Genomic DNA, 21,014 nt, shown 5'->3' on the forward strand with positions numbered 1-21,014 from the left:
GCCGATGAATGCCTCAACCGAGTGAAGGAGGACGCCATGACTCAGACCGTAACGGCGACCTATCAGGACCTGATGAAGGCAGCGAATGCTTACGACGAGTTGGTTGCGGAGGGCTTCCCGCGGGAAAAGCTCTATTTCGACAAGGAGGCCAGCCAGATCAAGGTGATCGTGCCGGACGACTCCAAGCCCGAAGCGGAAAAGATTCTCAGCCGCCATCAGCCGGACGACCTCTGGGCACGTCCCTACGAAGCCCATTGAGCGCTGAGCTGGATGCGCCGGGCCGGCCAGGCGACTCTCGGCGAGATGATTCTCAGCGGTGGGCTTGGTCCTTGGCCTGGTCATCCAGCTCGCTGGCCCGGCGATACGCGGGGCGGCTGCTGACCCGCGCCCAGTAGTCGGCAAAGGCAGGGCAGGGGCCCAGGCCGCCATATTTCAGTCCCCAACCGATATGCGCACCGAGATAGACGTCCGCGGCGGTGAACTGGGGGCCGGCAATGTACTCGTGTGCGCTGATGGCGATCTCCAATGTATCCAATACGGCTTCGATACTGCCGTAGCCGACCCGGCCCTGCTGATCGACGTTGGGCTCCATGCCCAGGTCGCGATCCGTCATGGCGGCCTCTAGCGGACCGGAGGTAAAGAACAGCCAGCGGTAATAGGGGCCGCGTTCGGCCAGCGGCGGCGCCAGGCCCGCTTCTGGGAAAGCATCGGCCAGATAGGCGCAGATGGCGGCGCACTCGGTCACGACCGTTTCGCCGTGACGTATGGCCGGGACCTTGCCCATGGGATTGATGGCCAGAAAGGCGGGCGACTTCATGGCGGGACCGAATTCGACGACTTCCGTACGATAAGGCGCACCGATCTCCTCCAGCATCCAGCGGGCAATGCGCCCCCGCGACACGGGGTTGGTGTAGAGGATGAGGGAATCCGACATGGCAGCGCTCTCCTTGGGCTCTCCCCAAGATAGCAGTTAGCCGAGTTAATGTAAGCGGACGGTTAAACGCAAGCTCAGACGGGATCGAGCAGGCGCGGCCCGGCACCCTCCTCGGCCAGTTCGTCCTCGGGATTGCGCAGCGGACACTCATCCATCGACAGGCAGCCGCAGCCAATGCAGTGGTCGAGCTGGTCGCGCAGTTGGGTGAGCCGCACGATCCTGTCGTCGAGCGCCTGGCGCCAGCTCGCCGATAGCTTTTGCCAGTCGGCGGCGGTCGGCGCGCGGGATTCCGGCAGTGCCTCGAAGGCAGCGCGAATCTCGCCCAGGGTGATGCCGGTGCGCTGAGCGACCTTGATGATTGCCACGCGGCGCAATACGTCGCGCGAGAAGCGTCGCTGGTTGCCTGCGTTGCGTCGGCTTCTGATCAACCCCTTGGCTTCGTAGAAATGAATGGCGGAAACGGCCAGCCCGCTGCGCTGGGCGACCTCTCCGACGCTGAGTTCGCGATGCAGCAGCGCGGGACCCTTGCGTTTGCCCGACGTCTTTCGGGGTGTGCTCGAAACATCGCAGGGGGTGGAGTCGCTCATCGTCGCAGTGCCTCGTCAGTTATTTCTTTTAAAATAATTTATCAGCTTCATTGATATAAATGATCAGGAAGTTTGATTGTGCATTCTTCCGCGATGCTCGTATGGTTTTCGCTTCCTTTTTTCGTCGTGTCGACCATCAAGACTTCACGAAACTCTTGACCTCAATCTAAGTTTAGGTTTTAGCCTGCTTCCTGTCATTGGATCGAACCCTGCTTGATACAAAGTTTTCTTAAGCATTCTTGACGATGGAGTTGTCATGTTCCGTTACTTCGAGAGATTGGTGAACCCCTACCCTTCAGGGCAGGCCGGTACCCCACCCAAGGGACTGTTCAAGTTCATCCTGCACTTCTCGCGTCCGGTATTGCCGTTGCTGCTGGCCATGTCGCTGGTCACCGCCATGGTCTCGGCGGCCGAGGTGGTGTTCTTCGGCTACATGGGCGAACTGGTGGACTGGCTGGCCAATGCCGAACGCGAAGGCTTCTTCGCCGAGTACGGCTGGCGCCTGGCGGGCATGGCGGCGCTGGTGGTGGTGGGCCTGCCGCTGCTGGTTCTGCTGCAGTCGCTGCTCTCGCACCAGGGCATCTTCGGCAACTACCCGATGCTTGGGCGCTGGCTGGCGCACCGTCACATGCTGAGCCAGAGCCTGGCCTTCTATCAGGACGAATTCGCCGGTCGCGTATCGCAGAAGGTGATGCAGACGGCGCTGGCGATTCGCGAGACGGTCACCAAACTGCTGGGCCTGATGGTCTACGTGATGGTCTACTTCATCGGTGCCATGTGGCTGATGGGCGGTGCCGAACCCTGGCTGATGCTGCCGCTGGTGGCGTGGCTGGTGGGCTACGGCACGATCATGTGGGTCTTCGTGCCGCGGCTGCGCCGGGTCTCCATGGAGCAGGCTGACGCCCGCGCACGCATGACCGGACGTATCGTCGACAGCTACAGCAACATCCAGACCATCAAGCTGTTCGCCGATACCCAGCGCGAGCAGGCCTACGCCCGCGACGCCATGGAGAAGTTTATGGTCACGGTGCATCGGCAGATGCGCCTGGCCACGCTGCTCTCCGTGTCCCTGACGGTACTCAACTCCCTGCTGCTGGCCAGCGTGGCTGCCATTGCCATCGGTGCCTGGTATTTCCAGGCCATGTCACTCGGCGCCATTGCCGTGGCCATCGCCCTGGTCATGCGCATTCGCTTCATGTCCGACTGGATCATGTGGGAGGTGGCGGGGCTGTTCGAGAACATCGGTACGGTGCAGGACGGTATCAATACCATCGCCCGTGAGCCTACGGTGAAGGATCTGCCCGGCGCGGCGGTGCTCAGCGTGCCCCGCGGCGAGATCCGCTTCGAAGCGCTGCGCTTCGGCTACGACCGGCCCGACGGCGCGCAGGCCCGCGTTTTCGACGGCATGAGCCTGACCGTGGCGCCGGGCGAGAAGGTCGGGCTGATCGGCCGCTCCGGCGCCGGCAAGTCGACCCTGGCCAACCTGCTGCTGCGCTTCTACGACCTGGAAAGTGGACGCATCCTGATCGATGGGCAGGACATCGCCGAGGTCAGCCAGGAGTCGCTGCGGCGCAAGATCGGCATGGTGACCCAGGACACCTCGCTGCTGCACCGCTCGGTGCGCGATAACATCCGCTACGGCAGTCCCGAGGCCACCGACGAGCAGGTGCTAGAAGCCGTACGCCGGGCCCATGCAGAGTTCATCTTCGAGCTGGTCGACCACAAGGGGCGGCGCGGCCTGGATGCCCACGTCGGCGAGCGCGGCGTCAAGCTTTCCGGCGGCCAGCGTCAGCGCATCGCCATCGCCCGGGTGCTGCTCAAGAATGCGCCGATCCTAGTGCTCGACGAGGCCACTTCAGCGCTCGATTCCGAAGTCGAAGCGGCCATTCAGGAGCAACTCGACACCCTGATGGTGGGCAAGACGGTCATCGCCATCGCGCACCGGCTGTCGACCATCGCCATGCTCGATCGACTCATCGTCATCGACGAGGGACGCATCGTCGAGAGCGGTACCCATCGGGAGCTGCTGGCGCTCGATGGCCTCTACGCCTCGCTGTGGCGGCGCCAGTCCGGCGGTTTCCTGGGGCTGGACACCGAAGAGAGCGAGCGGCAGGAAAGCCCGTTGAACGCGGAGTCGTGAGCCGGGCACAACCATAGGCAATGAAGGAGGGGTGAACATGCAAGGCGTGGAACGAGAAGCCATCAACCCGCGGGGCGTGCCCAATACCCTGCAGTACGGCTTCAGCCAGGCGGTGATGGTCAAGGGTGGCTACCGTGTGCATCTCTCGGGGCAGGTGGGGGTCGACGCCCACGAGTGCCTGGTCGGCCCCGATCTGGAGGGGCAGACCTTTGCCGCACTGGACAACATTGAGGCGATTCTCGGCACGTTGGGCGGTGACCTGTCCCACGTGGTGATGCTGCGCATCTATATCGCCGAGCCCGCTCGCTACGACCAGGAAGGAGTGGTACAGGCACTGCGCTCGCGCTTTCCCAAGTCGCCACCGGCCTCTTCCTGGGTGATCGTCAGCGGTCTTTCCGAACCGGAATGGCTGATCGAGATAGAGGCCGAGGCGGTGCTGCCGGAACTGCCCTGAAGCGATACCGGAAGCTGCCTGAGCCAGACGCTATGCCAGCGCCTGCTCCTCTTTCGCCGGTGCGGTGTGGGCAGGCGGCTGCCAGGCATCCCCGGCTGGCTCCATGGTGATGCGCATGCGTTCGACCACGAAGTCGACGAAGGTGCGCACCTTGGGCGAGACCAGGCTGCCGCCGGGGAAGACGGCGTTGAGCTCGACCTCGGGGCCCTCCCAGCCTTCGAGAATACGCCGCGGGCGGCGCGACTCGGGGCTCATGCAGGTGACGAACTCGTTGGCCAGCATGATGCCCTGGCCGTCCTCGAGCATGCCGCGCAGGGCGAAGGGGTCGTTGGCGATGGCGATGGGGTCGACCTCCACCTCCACGGCTTGCTGGCTCTCGCTGTGGTGCAGCTGCCAGACGTAGCGTTGGCCGCGCTGCTCCATGGCCTTGGCCAGCACGGGGTGGGCGGCCAGCTCCGCCGGCTCGCGGGGTTCGCCATGTCGCGCGAGGTAGGCCTCGCTGGCATAGACGTAGGAGTGAAAGCGGGCCAGGCGGCGCGCCACCAGGCTGGAGTCGGGCAGAGAACCGACCCGTAGCGCGACATCGATCTGGTTGGCGACCAGATCCAGGCGCTCATTGGAGAGCACCAGCTCGATGCGCACCTGGGGATAGAGCTGCCGGAAGTCCCGCACCAGGATCGAGGTGAACTCGGTGCACATGGTGAAGGGCGCGGTGACCCTGAGCCAGCCGCGGGGGCTCTCTTCGAGATGGTGCACCGCTTTTTCCGCCTCGCCCAGGTCGCGGGCGATGCGGTTGCAGTAATCGAAGTAGATGGCACCCGCCTCGGTCAGGCTCAGATTGCGGGTGGTGCGGTGCAGCAGCCGAGCGCCGAGGCGCCGCTCCAGGTCCTGCACCTTGCGGCTCACCGTGGTCTTGCCAAGACGAAGCTGTTTGGCGGCGGAGCTGAAGCTGCCCTGTTCCACGACCTTGGCAAAGATCAGGGCGTCGTTGAGGTCTTGCAGCATGGTCGTATTCCTGTGCCGTGCGCAGTGCCTGAAGAACCCCGTTTCAGGGTAAGCACCGTGTCAGGGGAAATACTGCAGAAGGGCAAGAACGGTTGCACGGAGACTGTCCCGCCAAAGGGACAGTATTTCCCTGCTGGCCCGACTAATCAAGTGCCCGGTAACACTATAAGGTGGCGGTTTGCGAAGTTTGCCGTCGATTAATCACGCCACCGAACGACATTAATAAGTCAGAAAAGACAGAGGCAAAGAACTAGCGGCAAAGAATAGAGGCCAGGCTGAGTAAATGGCGTGGCGAACTTCGCGTTGGTCAATGGGAGAGGGAGTATCAATGAACGTCCACAAGATGTTCGAGAGTCGAGGGGGCCGGCGCCTGCTCATGGCTACCGCCATGCTTGCCGGTATTGTCGTGCTGACAGGATGCGAGAGCCAGGCCGATACCCAGGCCGGCGCCGAACAAGGGCCGCCACCGCCGCAGGTCAGCGTGGCTCAGGTACTGATCGAAGACGTGGAGTTGTGGGACGCCTTCACCGGCCGTATCGAGGCGGTGGAGACGGTGGACCTGCGACCGCGCGTGTCCGGCTACATTGAGAGCGTCAACTATACCGAGGGTGAGAAGGTCGAGAAGGGCGACGTGCTGTTCGTCATCGACCCGCGTCCCTACCGAGCTGAGCTGGAGCGGGCCGAGGCCGAGCTGCAGCGAGCCCGAGCCCGTGCCGAACTGGCGCGCAGCGAAGCCGCCCGGGCCGAGGCGCTGTCACAGAGCCGCTCGATCTCCCGTGAGGAACTGGACCAGCGGCGTTCAGCGGCGGCCACCGCCGAGGCCGACATTCTCGCCGCCCAGGCCATTGCCCAGACGGCCCGACTCAACATGGAGTTCACCGAAGTGCGTGCGCCCATTTCCGGGCGTGCCGGCAGGGCGCTGGTCACCTCGGGCAATTTGGTTTCCGAAGCCACGCCGCTGACCAGCATCGTCGCCCTGGATCGGGTCCACGTGCACTTCCACAGCGACGAGCGGGCCTACCTGCACTACGACGCCCTGGCGCGCAACGGCGGGCAGTTCAGCCTGCGCGACGGCGGCGTTCCGGTGCGTGTGGGTCTGGCCAGCGACGAGGACTACCCCTACCGCGGCGAGGTCGACTTCATCGACAACCGTCTCGATGCCGACACCGGCACCATCCTGACCCGTGCCGTGCTCGACAACGGCGAGGGGCGCTTTGCTCCCGGCATGTATGCCCGCGTTCAGCTACTGGCGGGCAGCGCTGAGGGAACTCTGCTGATCGACGACAAGGCAGTGCTCACCGACCAGGACCGCAAGTACGTCTACGTGGTCGACGAGGGCCGAGCCATGCGTCGCGACGTGCAGCTCGGGCGCATGGTCGACGGCCTGCGGGTGGTGACGACGGGTCTCGAGCCCAGCGACCAAGTGGTGGTGAACGGTGCCCAGCGGATCTTCTTCCCGGGCATGCCGGTGGCGGCGGAAAGCGTCGACATGCGCGGCTCAGGCGCGGCATCCGGCGAGTACGCTGCCGTGCGCTGAGCCGATCACCGCCCAGCACGACTCCAGATAACCATAACCCCTGACTTGTACGGGGCGGACCGCGCGTCCGTCCCGTAAGGGAGTCTTGTCATGAATTTTGCCAAGTTCTTCGTCGACCGACCGATCTTCGCCGCGGTGCTGTCGATCCTGATCTTCATCGCCGGTGCGATCACCATCCCGCTGCTGCCGGTCAGCGAATACCCCGACGTGGTGCCGCCGACGGTGCAGGTGCGGGCGGTTTATCCCGGCGCCAACCCCAGCGAGATCGCCGACACCGTGGCCACGCCACTGGAGGAGGCCATCACCGGTGTGGAGAACCTGATGTACATGAAGTCGGTGGCCGGCTCCGACGGGGTGCTGGCGCTGACGCTGACCTTCCGTCCCGGCACCGACCCGGACGAGGCCCAGGTGCAGGTGCAGAACCGGGTCAGCCAGGCCTTGGCGCGGCTGCCCGAGGCGGTGCGCCGCCAGGGCGTGACCACCGACAAGCAGTCGCCCGACCTGACCATGGTGCCGCAGCTGATCTCGCCGGACGGGCGCTACGACAGCACCTACCTGCGCAACTACGCAGCGCTGCACGTGCGTGACGAGCTTGCGCGGCTCGAGGGGGTGGGCCAGGCAATGCTGTTCGGTGCCGGGGACTACGCCATGCGGGTGTGGATCGACCCCGACCGCGCCGCCGCCCGCGGGCTCACCGCCGGCGACATCATCGCCGCGATCCGCGAGCAGAACGTGCAGGTCTCGGCCGGCCAGCTCGGTGCGCCGCCGACGCCGCAGTCGTCCGACTTCCTGGTTTCAATCAACGCCCAGGGGCGTCTGACCACTGAGGAGGAGTTCGGCAACATCGTGGTCAGAGCGGGTAGCGGTGGCCAGATCACCTACCTCTCCGACGTCGCACGTGTCGAACTCGGCGCCGCCGAGTATTCACTGCGGGCGCTGCTCGACAACCAGCAGGCGGTGGCCATCGGTATCTTCCAGGCACCGGGCTCCAATGCCATCGCGCTCTCCGACGCGGTGCGCGACAAGATGGAGGAGCTCTCCCAGCACTTCCCCGAAGGGGTGGAGTACACCATCGTCTACGACCCCACGGTGTTCGTGCGCGACTCGATCCAGTCGGTGATCAAGACCCTGCTGGAAGCGGTGCTGCTGGTGGTGCTGGTGGTCACGCTGTTCCTGCAGACCTGGCGCGCCTCGGTGATCCCGCTGCTGGCGGTGCCGGTGTCGATCGTCGGCACCTTCGCCGTGCTCTATCTGCTCGGCTTCTCGATCAATACCCTGACCCTATTCGGCCTGGTGCTGGCCATCGGCATCGTGGTCGACGACGCCATCGTGGTGGTGGAGAACGTCGAGCGCAACATCGAGGAGGGGCTCGCGCCGCTGGCGGCAGCCCACCAGGCCATGCGCGAGGTGAGCGGGCCGATCATCGCCATCTCGGTGGTGCTGTGCGCGGTGTTCATCCCGATGGCCTTCCTCGAGGGCGTCACCGGCCAGTTCTATCGCCAGTTCGCGGTGACCATCGCCATCTCCACGGTGATCTCGGCGATCAACTCGCTGACGCTGTCGCCGGCGCTAGCGGCGCTGCTGCTCAAGCCCCACGACGCGCCCAAGGACCGCCTGTCGCGGCTGATCGACTTCCTGTTCGGCTGGGTGTTCCGTCCCTTCAACCGCTTCTTCAACGCCAGCTCCAAGGGCTACCAGGGCGGCGTGGCGCGCAGCCTGCGTCGACGCGGCGCGGTATTCGCCGTCTACGCGCTGCTGCTGGCGGGTACCGGGGTGATGTTCCAGATGGTGCCGGGCGGCTTCATCCCCACCCAGGACAAGATGTACCTGATCGGCGGCGCCAAGCTGCCCGAGGGCGCATCCCTCGACCGCACCGAAGCGGTGATCCGGCGCATGACAGAGCTGGCGCTCGAAACTGAAGGGGTGACCTCGGCGGTGGCGTTTCCCGGGCTCAACCCGCTGCAGTTCACCAACACGCCCAACACCGGCACGGTGTTCTTCGGCCTCGACCCCTTCGAGTCGCGCTCGCGCAGCGCCAACGAGATCGTCGCCGAGCTCAACGGCAAGTTCGGTGCCATGCAGGAGGCGTTCAGCTTCGCCTTTACCCCGCCGGCTATTCTCGGCATCGGTTCGGGCTCGGGCTTCTCGCTGTTCGTGCAGGACCGCGCCGGGCTCGGCTACGGTGAGCTGCAGCAGGCGGTGGATGGCTTCAGCGGCGCGCTGATGCAGGCGCCGGGCATGGGCTATCCGATCACTTCCTACCAGTCCAACGTGCCGCAGCTCGACCTGCATGTCGATCGGGTCAAGGCCAAGACCCAGGGCGTGGCGCTGACCGACCTGTTCGAGACCCTGCAGGTCTACCTCGGCTCAGTCTACGTCAACGACTTCAACCGCTTCGGGCGTACCTGGCAGGTGATGGCCCAGGCCGACGGCGACTTCCGCATGGACGTGGCTAACATCGAGCGCCTGCGCACCCGCAACGAGCATGGCGAGATGGTGCCCATCGGCAGCATGATCCGGGTCGACCGCACCTTCGGCCCCGACCCGGTGATCCGCTACAACGGCTACCCGGCGGCGGACTTGATGGGCGAGGCCGACCCGCGGGTGTTGTCGTCGAGCCAGGCCATCCAGGTGGTGGAGCAGCTCGCCGCGGGAGTGTTGCCGGCGGGCATGGCATTCGAGTGGACCGATCTGAGCTACCAGCAGGTCAACCAGGGTGGAGCGGCGCTGATCGTGTTCCCGCTGGCCATCCTGCTGGTGTTCCTGGCGCTGGCCGCGCTCTACGAGAGCTGGACGCTGCCGCTGGCGGTGATCCTGATCGTGCCGATGTGCATGCTCTCGGCGCTGATCGGCGTGAAGCTCACCGGCGGTGACAACAACATCTTCGTCCAGGTGGGGCTGGTGGTGTTGATCGGCCTGGCGTGCAAGAACGCCATCCTGATCGTCGAGTTCGCCCGCGAGCTGGAGATGCAGGGCCGCGGCATCGTCGAGGCGGCGCTGGAGGCGTGCCGCCTGCGCCTGCGCCCGATCATCATGACCTCGATCACCTTCACCGCGGCGGTGGTGCCGCTGATGCTGGCCGGCGGTGCCGGTGCCGAGGTGCGCCAGGCGCTAGGTACGGCGGTGTTCGCCGGCATGCTCGGCGTGACCCTGTTCGGCCTGTTCCTGACCCCGGTGTTCTACGTCGCCCTGCGCAAGCTGGTCTCGCGCGGGCAGGCCGAACCCCGTGACGCGCAGCCTGTGGAGGGCGCCTACCATGCCTGATCTGGCCAAACCCATGAGAGTCATGCGACACCTGATGCCGTTGCCGCTCGCCCTGGCATTGGCCGCCTGTGCAGTGGGGCCCAACTACCGCGTGCCGGCGCTGGCCGAGCCTGCCGCCCTGGTGCGCGCCGAGGCCGAGTTGGTGACGCCCGAGGCGGTCGAGCGCGAGTTCTGGCGCGGCTTCAACGACGCGCTGCTGAGCGAGCTGGTCGAGGAGGCCTTCGACGCCAACCACGACCTGCGCATCGCCCTGGCCCGCCACGACCGTAGCCTGGCGCTGCTGCGCCAGTCGCGCCGCGACCTGGGCCCCAGCGTCACCGCCCAGGGCGGCGCTGCGCACCAGCGTGCCAGCGCCGACCAGATGCCCCAGGCGACGCGCTCCCAGCGCGACTTCGAAAGCTACGACGCCAGTGTCGCCGCGCTGTGGGAGCTCGACTTCTTCGGCCGCGTGCGGCGCGCCGTGGAGGCCCAGCAGGCCGAAGCAGAGGCCTCGGGCGCCGATGTGCGCGCCATGCAGGTGGTGGTGGTCGGCGAGCTGGTCGATCAGTACATGCGCCTGCGTGGGCTGCAGGAGCAACTGCGTGTGGCCGAGGCCAACGCCGATTACCAGCGGGAATCGCTGGCCTTGGTCGACGCGCGGCTGGAGGCAGGGCGCGGCACCGAGTTCGACAGCGTGCGCGCTCGGGCGCAGCTCGAAAGCACGCTGTCGCGGATTCCGGCCATTGAAGGCGAGATCGCCGCCATCACTCATCGCCTGGCGGTGCTGACCGGGCGCGAGCCCGGCGCGCTGATCGCCCGGCTGGAGGCGCCGGCACCGCTGCCGGCGCTACACCAGCGAGTGGCGGTGGGTCTGCCCGGCGAGCTGCTGCGCCGCCGTCCCGATATCGCTACCGCCGAGCGCCGCCTGCACGCCGCCACCGCCAGCATCGGCGTGGCCACGGCCGATCTTTACCCGCGCTTCACTCTGAGCGGTCTGCTCGGCACCCAGGCCGCCAGCACAGGCGATCTGTTCGGCCGCGACAGCCAGACCCGACTGGTGGCGCTGGGGGTGGACTGGTCGTTCCTCGATAGCGGCCGGGTGCGGGCGCGCATGGCTGCCGCCGATGCCGACGCCGAGGCCAACCTGGCGCGCTACGAGCAGGCCGTGCTGCTGGCGCTGGAGGAGGCCGAGACGGCGCTTGCCCGCTATGCCCAGTCGCTGCGCGAGCGTGAGCATCTGGCGGCCGCCGCCGAGGCCAGCGCCGAGGCGGCCCGTCAGGCGCGGGTGCGCTTCGAGGTCGGCGTGATCGACTTCCTCGAAGTGATCGACAGCGAGCGTTCACGACTCGAGGCCGAGGACGGCCTGGCCCAGAGCAACGTGCGTGCCGCCACCGCCCTGGTGGGGCTCTACCGCGCCCTGGCCGGCGGCTGGGAAGAGCGCATGGACGCGCCGCGCCAAGCGAATGCCGAACCGGCGCTGACCTCCACTTGAGAGGGCGAGTCGCTGGCTTGCCCGCCTGACGACCAGCCGGCATGGCGCCATGCGCCGTGCCGGCTCCATCTATCCCACGTTCGGTGGTACGTCCCCCAGTAAGCACTCGCTGACCCGGCACTGCCGGTAGCACGATGTCTTCCCCCATTTTCTGCTATGCTGCTCGCCTTCCTTTAGACGAAGCCCGGCATTGGCAGGGGCCTTCGCCATTCATTCTCGCAGGTCCATTTCCGTGTCCGACTCTCCCAACGACGGGGCCTTTGCCTCGCTGCCGCTGGCGCCACAGTTGCTGGCCAATCTCGATTCGCTCGGCTACCACGCCATGACGCCGATCCAGGCCGCGAGCCTGCCGCCGGTGCTGGCCGGTCGCGACGTGATCGCCCAGGCCAGGACCGGCTCGGGCAAGACCGCAGCATTCGGCCTGGGGCTGCTGTCGCGCCTCGATGTCTCGCGCTTTCAGGTTCAGGCGCTGGTGCTCTGTCCGACTCGCGAGCTGGCCGACCAGGTGGCCGGCGAGATCCGGCGGCTAGCGCGCACGCTGCCTAACGTCAAGGTGCTGACCCTGTGCGGCGGCGCTCCCTTCGGCCCGCAGCTGGCCTCGCTGGCCCATGGCGCTCATGTGGTGGTGGGCACGCCCGGTCGTATAGAAGAGCACCTGCGCAAGGGCTCGCTCGATCTCGCTGCGCTCGACGTGCTGGTGCTGGACGAGGCCGATCGCATGCTCGACATGGGCTTTCAGCCCAGCCTGGAGGCGATCGTCGGCGCGACGCCGGCCAGCCGCCAGACCCTGCTGTTCAGCGCTACCTTCAGCGATGAGGTGAGGGGCATCGCCCAGGGGCTGATGCGCGAGCCGACCGAGGTGGCGGTGGCCGAGAGCCATGATGAGAGCACCATTCGCCAGCGCGTCTACCGGGTGGCCGACGAGGCAGAGCGCTTCGCTGCCCTGCGCGGACTGCTGCTGCAGCACCGGCCGCGCTCCAGCGTGGTGTTCTGCAACACCCGGCGCGAGGCCCAGGAGCTTGCCGATGCCCTCTCCGAGGCGGGCTTCAGCGCCCTGGCGCTGCACGGCGACCTGGAGCAGCGCGATCGCGACCGCATCCTGGTACTGTTCGCCAACCACAGCGTCTCCATCCTGGTGGCTACCGACGTGGCGGCCCGGGGGCTGGATATCGCCGCGCTGGATGCGGTATTCAATTACCAGATCGCGCGTGACCTCGAAGCCCACGTGCATCGCGTCGGGCGTACCGGTCGCGCCGGCGGCTCCGGCATCGCCTGCACCCTGGTCAGCGAGAGCGAGGCCTATCGCCTCGAGCGGCTCAACGAGTTTCTCGGCGAAGCGCTGGAGGAAGCGCCACTGCCGCCGCGCAGCGTGCTGGCGCGGGAGCCCTTTCTGCCGGAGATGGCCACGCTGCAGCTCGATGGCGGCAAGAAGCAGAAGGTGCGCCCCGGCGATATTCTCGGCGCCTTGACCGGCGAGGGTGGCATCGAGGGGGCCCAAGTAGGCAAGATCAAGGTGCTGGAGCGTAGCGCCTACGTGGCGGTGCGGCGCGAGGTCGCCAAGGCGGCGCTGGCCCAGCTCGGCACAGGCAAGCTCAAGGGACGCTCGTTTCGCGCCCGGCGTGTCAGCCGCTGATTGCCGCTTTGAACAGTAGGAGGATAGGTGAAGGTACCTAAACGATTGCAGCCGCTGATCGACGACGGCTTGATCGACGCAGTCGAGAGTCAGCTGATGAGCGGCAAGGAAGCCCAGGTCTTCGTGGTGATTTCCCACGGCGAGCGCCGCTGCGCCAAGGTCTTCAAGGAGGCCAAGCAGCGCAGCTTCAAGCAGGCGGTGCAGTACCAGGAGGGGCGTCGCGAACGCAACAGTCGTCGCTCGCGGGCCATGGCCAAGAAGACCCGCTATGGCCAGAAGGAGCAGGAGCAGGCCTGGCTCAACGCCGAGGTGGATGCCCTCTACCGGCTGGCGGCGGCCGATGTGCGGGTGCCGCAGCCCTATGGCTTCATCGACGGCGTGCTGCTGATGGAGATGATCAGCGATGCCGAGGGCCTGACCGCCCCGCGCCTGGACGACGTGACCCTGAGCCCCGAGCAGGCCCGGGAGTACTACGCCAAGATCCTGCGCGACGTGGTCAAGATGCTGTGCGCCGGTCTGGTGCACGGCGACCTTTCCGAATTCAACGTGCTACTGGCCACCGACGGGCCGGTGATCATCGACCTGCCCCAGGCGGTGGACGCCGCCGGTAACAACAGCGCCGAGTGGATGTTCGAGCGCGACGTCGACAACATGCGCCGCTACTTCGGCCGCTTTGCCCCGGAGCTGCTGGCCACCGACTACGGCAAGGAGATCTGGGCGCTCTACGAAGCCGGCGAGCTGCACCCGGAGAGCCAGCTCACGGGTTGCTTCGAGCATGACACCAGCACCGTGGACGTCGGCGAGCTGATGACCGTGATCGACGATGTGCGCGAGGAGGAGGCGTACCGCCAGGGGATGCGCAACCGCGGCGACGAGCCCGGCGTGGAGGAGGCCGCCGAGGAGTGGCAGGAGTCCCAGCGGGAGCGTTGAGCCTGGGAGCTGTACCGTCGAGATTCGGCAGGCTGCGGTTAATCCCAGGCTATAGTGGCGATAGCAGGATTTGACTAGGCTGAAGGAATACCGACGGATAAGGTGCCGGCACGAACTGGCAGGGACCCTCGATGCGCGATGACTTACAACAACCTGGTTACGAGCAGGCACGTCTCTATGCGCTGCGCCAGCTCAACCTGCTGGATACGCCGCCCAGCGAGAGCTTCGACCGCATCACGCGGCTGGCCAGCAAGTTCTTTGGCATGCCCATCGCGGCAGTCTCGCTGACCGATGCCGATCGCCAGTGGTTCAAGTCGCGAGTGGGGGTCGAACACTGGGAAATTCCGCGTTTCAAGGCCTGCTGCGGCGAGGTGGCCGACGAATCCAAAGTGCTGGTCGTTCCCGATCTTCTCGAGTCCTCGACCTACCGGGATAGCATGCTGGCCGACTCCGGCATCCGGTTTTATGCCGGTGCGCCGTTACAGACCCAGGAGGGCTACACTCTGGGCGCGATGTGCGTGCTCGACACCCAGCCCCGCGAGCTTACCGCAGAGGAAGTGGCACTGCTCCAGGACATGGCCGCCATGGTCATGGCCCAGATCGAGCTGCAGCACGCCTTCGGCCGGATCGACCCACTCACCGGATTGCCCAATCGCAGTCAGCTGGCCGAAGACCTCGACGACATGGCGCGTGACGCGCCCGGTCGACGGCATTGCGCGCTGTTTACCGAGGTGCTCGATATCAGCCAGGTGAGTACCTTGAATCGGGTCATGGGGCCGAGCTATGTGGACGAGCTGTCCCGCCTGGCTGCACGAGGCTTGCAGGAGGTGCTGAGCGAGAAGTGCAGACTCTATAGCGTCGGGCCGTGTCAGTTCGTGCATCTGGTGGATGTCTGCAGTGACGAAGAGCTGCTTGAAGGAGCGCTGCGTCTGCGCGAGGCGCTACTCTCCCTGGAGCTGATCAATGAAGCGCCGATTCTGGTGCGCCCGGTGGTGGGCGTCGCCCCGCTGTGTCTGGGCGCGGACATGGCCGCAGACGTGCTGCGCACCGCTCACAGTGCCTGCCAAGATGCACGCCTTACCGAGATGGGGGCAGGAATCTATTCTCAGGCGCTTGATGCCAAACATCGACGTCGCTTCATGCTCCACTCCGATTTTCGGGCCGCCCTGAACGCCCCCGACCAACTGCGTCTGGTGTACCAGCCACGCATCGAGCTGAGTACCAATCGCTGCCTCGGCGTCGAAGCCCTGCTGCGCTGGCGTCATCCCACGCTTGGCGAGGTTTCGCCCGCCGAGTTCATTCCTCTTGTCGAGGATACGCCGCTGGCCCGTCCGCTGACGGCCTGGGTTATCTACACCGCTATTGACCAGGCCCGGGACTGGCATCGGCAGGGGCTAAACATCGGCGTATCGCTCAACGTCTCGGCCTGTAACCTGGACGAAGATGATTTCGCCGAGCGCTTGCTGAGCCAGATGAGCAAAGCCGATCTGCCCGCTTCGGCCATCGAGCTCGAACTGACGGAAACCGCCTTGTTCGACCAGGGGCAGGCTGCCTGGGAACAGCTCGACCACTTGATCGAGGCGGGTATACGCATCGCTATCGACGATTTCGGTACAGGCTACAGCAGTCTGGCCTACCTGCAGGACATCCCCGCCCAGGTCGTCAAGATCGACCGTTCCTTCATCAAGGGGCTCGATGACGCTCCGCGCAGTCGCACGCTGGTCGAGTCGATGCTCAACATGGCTCATAGCCTGGGCTATCGCGTCGTGGCCGAAGGGGTGGAGACGCAGCGCACCTATGACTATCTGGAATCGCTGGGCTGCAATGAAGCGCAGGGGTTCTTGATGTCGCGGCCGCTGGAGGCGCAGGACTTCGAAGCCTGGCTGCTCAAGAGCAAGGCCTGATGGCATGGCGCCGCCCGGCAGCCGCTGCTGCCGGGCGCACTTTTTCAAGCCGGTGAGGGAGCTGGCCGGGCGGCGGCGCGTGTCATGCCCGGTAGCCTGTTGGCAGCCCTCTGCACTCAGTCAACTTTAGTGTCTTGCCAAGGTGAACATTCTGATACAGGAAGAGAGACGAGTTACCTGCCACACTGGCTCGGAACCCAACGAAGCGAGTCGACTCCCGATGCGTTGTCATTCGAAACGAAACCCGACGATACCCGGCGCTTTGCCGCTTCTCCGGATGCTGCTGATGGCTCTGCTGCTGGCAGGCTGCCAGATGCAGCCACCGGAGCCACCCGACGAGGACAAGGCGGCCATCGACCGCATGCTGGTATTGATCGACGAGCGGCTCGACGTGGCGCCGCTGGTGGCCCAGTCCAAGTGGAACAGCGGCGAGCCCATCGAGGCGCCGGAACGCGAGGCGCAGATTCTCGATCAGGTGGCAGAGGATGCCGAAGCGGCCGGCGTCGACGATGCCTTCGCCCGGCGCTTCTTCGACAAGCAGTTCGAGGCCAGCAAACAGGTCCAACGGCGCCTGCACCATCAATGGCTGCAGGAGGGGCGCTCTCCCTTCGCCGATCCGCCCGATCTCGCCGAGGAGGTGCGCCCGGTACTCGACCGCCTGACGCCTCAGCTGATCGAAGCGCTGGCCGACATGCAGCGCATCGCCGAGGTGGAAGGGGCAGGGCGCTACCTCGAGCAGCGCGCCGCGGAGCTGATCCAGGACGACTTCGACGGCGAACCGCGTGACGTGGCGATCGCGCCACTGAGAGAGCGCTTTGCACCATAGTGGCCAGCCGTTCGCGTCATAGTGAACCCTACAGCTGCCAGGCTAGGGGGTGCTCAGCCTTGAGCACCCCCTGTTCGTCCCAGTCGTCCCAGCCGGCGAAGGGGATTGCTGCCTCGCCGTCGAGTCCTTCCAGCCGCCGTGCCCAGGCGGACTTCTCCGCTTCCAAGCGTTCACGGAACGCCGCCTCGTCCTGGTAGCTCAGCCCACCGCCCTGTACCCCGTAGGTGACCTGAGGCGGCAGCACGCTGACGCCCAGGTAGTAGAGCGAGTAGTGGATCGGCCACAGCAGCGCCACGATATGGCCGCTGCGCCCATGCCGGGTGAAGGTCGGCGCCGGGGCGCCGGTGGTCACCGAAAGCATGCCCTTCTTCTCGGGAAAACGGCCGCGGTCGTAGCGCATGCGGCCGCTGTAGAGCCCGCCATAGACGAACACCCGGTCGAACCAGCCCTTGAGCATGGCCGGCTGGGCGTGCCACCACAGCGGAAACTGCAGGATCACCAGATCGGCATGCTCCAGGCGCTCGATTTCACGCTTTACGTCGGCGGGCAAAAAGCCACCCTCGTAGGCGTGGCGCTGTTCGGTGAGGGGCAGGAACGTCTCGGGTTCGGCGCGCTCGACGTAATGGCTTGGCCGCTCCAGCGGATCGAAGCCTTCGGCGTAGAGATCCGAGACCTCGACACGGTAGCCTTGCCGCTGCAGGGTCTCGACGGCGACGTCCTTCAGGGCGCCATTGAACGAGCGCGGTTCGGGGTGGCAGAACACGATCAGGGCATGCCTTTCGGATTTATTCATTCAAGGGCTCCGGTTCGTTGGCTACGCAACATCCCAAAAGGCTATGCTGTGCGCTGGTGAACTGAAATTCCCTAAAGCTGACGATGAAGCTTGCATGAGTGAACAGGTTTTGCACTGGGACGACCTGCGCGTGGTGCAGGCCATCGCCGAGGCGGGCTCGCTGTCCGGCGCCGGACGGCGGTTGGGGGCCAGTCACGCCACGGTGTTCCGCCGCCTGAATGCCATCGAGCGGCGCCTGGGCGTGGCGCTGTTCGAACGCTCGCGCACGGGTTACGCACCGACCCCGGCGGGGGAGGACCTGGCGGCAACCGCCGCTCGCGTGGAAACCGAGGTACTGGGCGCCGAGCGACGCGTGGTGGGGCGTGACCTGCGCCTCTCCGGCACCGTTCGCGTGACCACCACCGATACACTATTGATGGGGCTGCTGTCGCCGATCTTCGCCGGCTTCCAGCACACCCACCCCGAAATCGTGCTCGAAGTGGCGATCTCCAACCAGCTGTTCAACCTCTCCCAGCGCGACGCCGACGTGGCGGTGCGGCCCTCGCCCACGCCACCCGAGCATCTGGTAGGCCGGCGGGTCGGCACCATCGCCCAGGCCGTTTACGCCCGTGCCGATGGCACCGCCGATGCCTGGGTCGGGCCGGACCGCCACCTGGGCTATGCCGCGCTCGACGCCTGGATGGCCGGGCAGGGGGCCAACGAGCGCTGCCGCTATCGCGTCGACACCATGTTCGGCATGCTGGCCGCCGCCCGCGATGGGCTCGGCCGCGCCGTGCTGCCCTGCTATCTCGCCGATGCCGAACCGGCCCTTACCCGACTCGGCGAGCCGATCCCCGAGCTCGCCACCGACCTGTGGCTGCTGACCCATCCCGACCTGCGCCGGGTGGCGCGCATTCGCGCCTTCATGGCCTACGTCGCCGAGGCGCTGAGCGCCTGCCAACCTCGCCTGGCGGGCCGGCCCGGGCGGCCGGCTCACTCCTCGGGCAGTGCATAGGCCATCACACTGTCGCCCAGGCTGGTTTCGGCCTGAAAGGCGCCGCCTGCGGCGATCACCACGTACTGACGTCCCTCGTGCATGTAGGTCATCGGCGTCGCCTGGCCGCCTGCGGGCAAGCGCGCCTCCCACAGCATATCGCCGGTGGTGTTGTTGAAGGCGCGAATGTAGTCGTCCATGGTGGCGCCGATGAAGGTTACGCCGCCGGCCGTCGTGATCGGTCCCGCGCTGGTGGGGGCGCCGACGGTCATCTTCAGTCTCGCCGGGATACCCCAGGGGCCCTGGTCGAAACTGGTGCCGATCGGTCGGGACCACACCAGTTCGCCAGTGGCGAGATCGGTGGCGCTGAGAAAGCCCCAGGGCGGCGCGGCACAGGGCATATCCAGCGGCGATAGCCAGGCGCCACGCTGCGCCGCCACCGGGGCGCCGAGCATGGGTTGTGCTTCCTGATCGATATAGCTGGCATCCTCTTCGCCGATTGGGGCGATATTCTCCATTTCGTCGGCTTCCTCGCGTGGGTAGAGCACCACCCGTGACGGCATGCGGTTGTTGTTGACGATCATCAGCCCGTTGTCGAGATCGAAGGCGGCGCTGCCCCAGTTGATGCCGCCGAGAATGCCCGGGAACTGCAGCATGCCGCCGGGATGGTCGAGGGTCGGTGGAGTGAACATGCCTTCGTAGCGCATGCGCTCGAACTGAATCCGGCAGTAGAGGTGGTCGATGGGGGTGGCCCCCCAGGTGTGGGCGCCGGTGAAGTGCTCCACTTCCTGGCCGGGTATCGAGCCGAAGTTGGGCATGCTCGGCGAGAAGCGCTGCACCTCGGCGGTCCAGTCGCCCTCGATGGCGCCCTGGGGTACCGGGCGCTCCTCGATGGGTAGCAGGGGCTCGCCGGTCTCGCGGTCGAAGACGAACACCTGGCCATACTTGGTCGCCTGTACCACGGCGGGACGGGGCCCGTCGTCGGTAGGGAAGTCGATCAGCGCGGGCTGGGCGCCGAGGTCGTAGTCCCACAGATCGTGGAGCACCGTGGTGAACTTCCAGCGCACTTCACCGCTGTCGGCCTCCACCGCGACTAGCGTCGAGGTGAACTCATCCTCCTCGGGGCTGCGGTCGCCGCCATACTGGTCGTTGGTGGGGTTGCCGGTGGGCAGGTAGACCAGGCCCAGCTCCTCGTCGGCCGATATCGGCGCCCACACGTTGGGGGTACCGCGAGGGTAGAGCTCTCCTTCAGGTGGCTGTCGGTCCGGGGTGGTCCATACCGAGTCCCAGGTCCACTGCCATTCGCCGGTGATGGCATCGTAGGCGCGTACGGCACCGGAAGGCGCGTCGCGGCGCTGGTTGTCGGTGACCTGATGGCCCACCACCACGATTCCGTTCACCACGATCGGCCCAGAGGTGTTGGAGAGCAGTCCCAACGCTTGAGGGTCCATGCGGTCGTTGAGATCCACCGTGCCGTTGTCGCCGAAGCCGTTGCACAGCGAGCCGTCTTCGGCGTTCAGTGCCATCAGGCGGCCGTCCAGCGTGCCCAACAGCAGGCGACGAGGGCACTCCTCAACAGGCTCGGGGGCCTCGAAGTAAGCCACCGAGCGGCAGGTGGTAGAGAAAACGTGCTCCTGGGCTTCTACCGCCACTTGCGGGTCGAAGTGCCACTGCTGCTCGCCCGTGCCTGGATCGAGAGCGAAGACCTGGTTGCTCTGAGTGCAGATGTACAGGCTATTACCGATTTTCAGCGGCGTATTCTGGAAGGCGTAGGGGGCGGCATCGCTGGGCGGTTCGTCGCCGGTATTGAACTCCCAGGCCACCTCCAACTGATCGGCATTGTGCGGTGTGATCCGGTCGGCCGGCGAGAAGCGCTGGGCCAGGTTGGTGCCGCCGTAGGCAACCCAGTCGGTGTCGTCCGGGCCCCCCTGCTGAGGGATCTCCTCGGCCGCCACCGTGGTGGGTGCATCTGGGCCCGAGTCGAAGATGAGCCACAGCACCGCCCCGGCGTAGCCGGCCATGATCAGCACGCCTAGCAGGGGGCCGGCGTAGGGCAGGGCGGGCTGATAGTAACCGCGGCGATACAACACGGGCAGGAGTAACAGGGCGACAGCCAGCAACCCAGCCATGAGACCGGTACGCGCCATCAGGTCGATGTGCCAGACCGGCATCCAGCCCTTCATGGCAATTTCCCACAGCGACCAGAGAAACGTACCCGCTACGGTAGCGGCATAGACCCACACCCCCGCAGGCAAACCCAGCTTGAGCATGACGGCAGCCACCAGCGTGCCGATGCCGGCCAGGAGAAAGTAGAACGTTCCGCCGAGATAGATCAGGTAGGCGCCACCCAGCGACATGGCCAGGCCGAGCAGCAGCAGAACGATGGCGAAAACGGTGACGGCCCAGCCGGCCGCTCCTCGTGAGGTATGCACATCCATGGCGTTACCCGTGGTCAAGGGCGAGAAGGTAGGCCCGATTGAGGGGCTCGCTTAAAGCTAGGCTACATCGAGGGTGGGTGCCATGAATGCAGCCCAACGGATCGGGCGGCATTTGCCATACAGCA

At 66.0% G+C, this 21,014-nt stretch carries 16 protein-coding genes; 11 read left to right on the plus strand and 5 right to left on the minus strand.

Features of this window, described 5'->3' with window-relative positions; genetic code table 11:
• Positions 1-36: 36 nt before the first annotated feature.
• A complete protein-coding gene (locus HOP58_RS19505; RefSeq protein WP_234261277.1) occupies positions 37-258 on the plus strand; it encodes a hypothetical protein in 222 nt (73 codons plus the stop codon).
• A gap of 52 nt (positions 259-310) precedes the next feature.
• Here HOP58_RS19505 and HOP58_RS19510 read toward each other — a convergent pair whose 3' ends face one another.
• Both HOP58_RS19510 and soxR read right to left on the minus strand, forming a co-directional pair.
• The gene (locus tag HOP58_RS19510) at positions 311-934 is read right to left on the minus strand and encodes a glutathione S-transferase family protein (RefSeq protein WP_234261278.1); all 624 of its coding nucleotides are present in this window, start codon (positions 932-934) and stop codon (positions 311-313) included.
• Between the two features lie 74 nt (positions 935-1,008).
• A complete protein-coding gene (gene soxR / locus HOP58_RS19515) occupies positions 1,009-1,521 on the minus strand; it encodes a redox-sensitive transcriptional activator SoxR (RefSeq protein WP_234252543.1) in 513 nt (170 codons plus the stop codon).
• A gap of 256 nt (positions 1,522-1,777) precedes the next feature.
• On the opposite strand from soxR, the gene HOP58_RS19520 reads away from it, so the two are divergent.
• Both HOP58_RS19520 and HOP58_RS19525 read left to right on the plus strand, forming a co-directional pair.
• Entirely contained in the window at positions 1,778-3,661 is a 1,884-nt protein-coding gene (locus tag HOP58_RS19520) for an ABC transporter ATP-binding protein (RefSeq protein ID WP_010629909.1), read from the plus strand.
• Between the two features lie 37 nt (positions 3,662-3,698).
• Entirely contained in the window at positions 3,699-4,115 is a 417-nt protein-coding gene (locus tag HOP58_RS19525) for a RidA family protein (protein ID WP_010629908.1), read from the plus strand.
• Positions 4,116-4,145: 30 nt separating this feature from the next.
• On the opposite strand, the gene HOP58_RS19530 is transcribed toward HOP58_RS19525, so the two are convergent.
• On the minus strand, positions 4,146-5,120 hold the full coding sequence (locus HOP58_RS19530) for a LysR family transcriptional regulator (protein ID WP_010629907.1): 975 nt from the start codon (positions 5,118-5,120) through the stop codon (positions 4,146-4,148).
• 328 nt (positions 5,121-5,448) lie between these two features.
• Between HOP58_RS19530 and HOP58_RS19535 the strand changes: the two genes are divergently transcribed.
• From HOP58_RS19535 to aroQ, 7 genes are all read left to right on the plus strand, one after another.
• Complete coding sequence (locus HOP58_RS19535) at positions 5,449-6,657, plus strand: efflux RND transporter periplasmic adaptor subunit (protein WP_234261279.1); 1,209 nt, start codon at positions 5,449-5,451, stop codon at positions 6,655-6,657.
• A 90-nt stretch (positions 6,658-6,747) separates the two neighbouring features.
• Positions 6,748-9,921 carry a multidrug efflux RND transporter permease subunit gene (locus HOP58_RS19540; protein WP_234261280.1) on the plus strand — a complete coding sequence of 1,058 codons (3,174 nt, stop codon included), beginning with the start codon at positions 6,748-6,750 and terminating at the stop codon, positions 9,919-9,921.
• On the plus strand, positions 9,914-11,392 hold the full coding sequence (locus tag HOP58_RS19545; protein ID WP_234261281.1) for a TolC family protein: 1,479 nt from the start codon (positions 9,914-9,916) through the stop codon (positions 11,390-11,392). Before HOP58_RS19540 ends, HOP58_RS19545 begins: the two co-directional genes overlap by 8 nt.
• Positions 11,393-11,624: 232 nt before the next feature.
• Entirely contained in the window at positions 11,625-13,025 is a 1,401-nt protein-coding gene (gene dbpA / locus HOP58_RS19550; protein WP_234261282.1) for an ATP-dependent RNA helicase DbpA, read from the plus strand.
• A gap of 27 nt (positions 13,026-13,052) precedes the next feature.
• Positions 13,053-13,955 carry a PA4780 family RIO1-like protein kinase gene (locus HOP58_RS19555; RefSeq protein WP_234252551.1) on the plus strand — a complete coding sequence of 301 codons (903 nt, stop codon included), beginning with the start codon at positions 13,053-13,055 and terminating at the stop codon, positions 13,953-13,955.
• A 131-nt stretch (positions 13,956-14,086) separates the two neighbouring features.
• Positions 14,087-15,859 carry a sensor domain-containing phosphodiesterase gene (locus HOP58_RS19560; RefSeq protein WP_234261283.1) on the plus strand — a complete coding sequence of 591 codons (1,773 nt, stop codon included), beginning with the start codon at positions 14,087-14,089 and terminating at the stop codon, positions 15,857-15,859.
• 286 nt (positions 15,860-16,145) lie between these two features.
• Positions 16,146-16,685 carry a gamma subclass chorismate mutase AroQ gene (aroQ, locus tag HOP58_RS19565; RefSeq protein WP_234261284.1) on the plus strand — a complete coding sequence of 180 codons (540 nt, stop codon included), beginning with the start codon at positions 16,146-16,148 and terminating at the stop codon, positions 16,683-16,685.
• A gap of 28 nt (positions 16,686-16,713) precedes the next feature.
• Here aroQ and HOP58_RS19570 read toward each other — a convergent pair whose 3' ends face one another.
• A complete protein-coding gene (locus HOP58_RS19570) occupies positions 16,714-17,478 on the minus strand; it encodes an NAD(P)H-dependent oxidoreductase (protein ID WP_234261285.1) in 765 nt (254 codons plus the stop codon).
• Positions 17,479-17,572: 94 nt separating this feature from the next.
• Between HOP58_RS19570 and HOP58_RS19575 the strand changes: the two genes are divergently transcribed.
• Entirely contained in the window at positions 17,573-18,472 is a 900-nt protein-coding gene (locus tag HOP58_RS19575) for a LysR family transcriptional regulator (protein WP_234261286.1), read from the plus strand.
• On the opposite strand, the gene HOP58_RS19580 is transcribed toward HOP58_RS19575, so the two are convergent.
• Positions 18,451-20,889, minus strand: a complete 2,439-nt coding sequence (locus tag HOP58_RS19580; RefSeq protein ID WP_234261287.1) for a membrane-bound PQQ-dependent dehydrogenase, glucose/quinate/shikimate family — start codon at positions 20,887-20,889, stop codon at positions 18,451-18,453. The genes HOP58_RS19575 and HOP58_RS19580 overlap by 22 nt on opposite strands.
• Positions 20,890-21,014: the final 125 nt, after the last annotated feature.

Origin of the sequence: Halomonas sp. MCCC 1A11062 (assembly GCF_021404355.1) — a bacterium.
GTDB classification, from domain to species: Bacteria; Pseudomonadota; Gammaproteobacteria; order Pseudomonadales; family Halomonadaceae; genus Halomonas; species Halomonas aerodenitrificans.

Coding starts and splice junctions, on each gene's coding strand:
- soxR (WP_234252543.1), bottom strand. CDS start 1,521: ATGAGCGACTCCACCCCCTGCGATGTTTCGAGCACACCCCGAAAGACG.
- HOP58_RS19575 (WP_234261286.1), top strand. CDS start 17,573: ATGAGTGAACAGGTTTTGCACTGGGACGACCTGCGCGTGGTGCAGGCC.
- HOP58_RS19545 (WP_234261281.1), top strand. CDS start 9,914: ATGCCTGATCTGGCCAAACCCATGAGAGTCATGCGACACCTGATGCCG.
- HOP58_RS19510 (WP_234261278.1), bottom strand. CDS start 934: ATGTCGGATTCCCTCATCCTCTACACCAACCCCGTGTCGCGGGGGCGC.
- HOP58_RS19535 (WP_234261279.1), top strand. CDS start 5,449: ATGAACGTCCACAAGATGTTCGAGAGTCGAGGGGGCCGGCGCCTGCTC.
- HOP58_RS19580 (WP_234261287.1), bottom strand. CDS start 20,889: ATGGATGTGCATACCTCACGAGGAGCGGCCGGCTGGGCCGTCACCGTT.
- HOP58_RS19540 (WP_234261280.1), top strand. CDS start 6,748: ATGAATTTTGCCAAGTTCTTCGTCGACCGACCGATCTTCGCCGCGGTG.
- HOP58_RS19520 (WP_010629909.1), top strand. CDS start 1,778: ATGTTCCGTTACTTCGAGAGATTGGTGAACCCCTACCCTTCAGGGCAG.
- aroQ (WP_234261284.1), top strand. CDS start 16,146: ATGGCTCTGCTGCTGGCAGGCTGCCAGATGCAGCCACCGGAGCCACCC.
- HOP58_RS19525 (WP_010629908.1), top strand. CDS start 3,699: ATGCAAGGCGTGGAACGAGAAGCCATCAACCCGCGGGGCGTGCCCAAT.
- HOP58_RS19560 (WP_234261283.1), top strand. CDS start 14,087: ATGCGCGATGACTTACAACAACCTGGTTACGAGCAGGCACGTCTCTAT.
- HOP58_RS19570 (WP_234261285.1), bottom strand. CDS start 17,478: ATGAATAAATCCGAAAGGCATGCCCTGATCGTGTTCTGCCACCCCGAA.
- HOP58_RS19505 (WP_234261277.1), top strand. CDS start 37: ATGACTCAGACCGTAACGGCGACCTATCAGGACCTGATGAAGGCAGCG.
- HOP58_RS19530 (WP_010629907.1), bottom strand. CDS start 5,120: ATGCTGCAAGACCTCAACGACGCCCTGATCTTTGCCAAGGTCGTGGAA.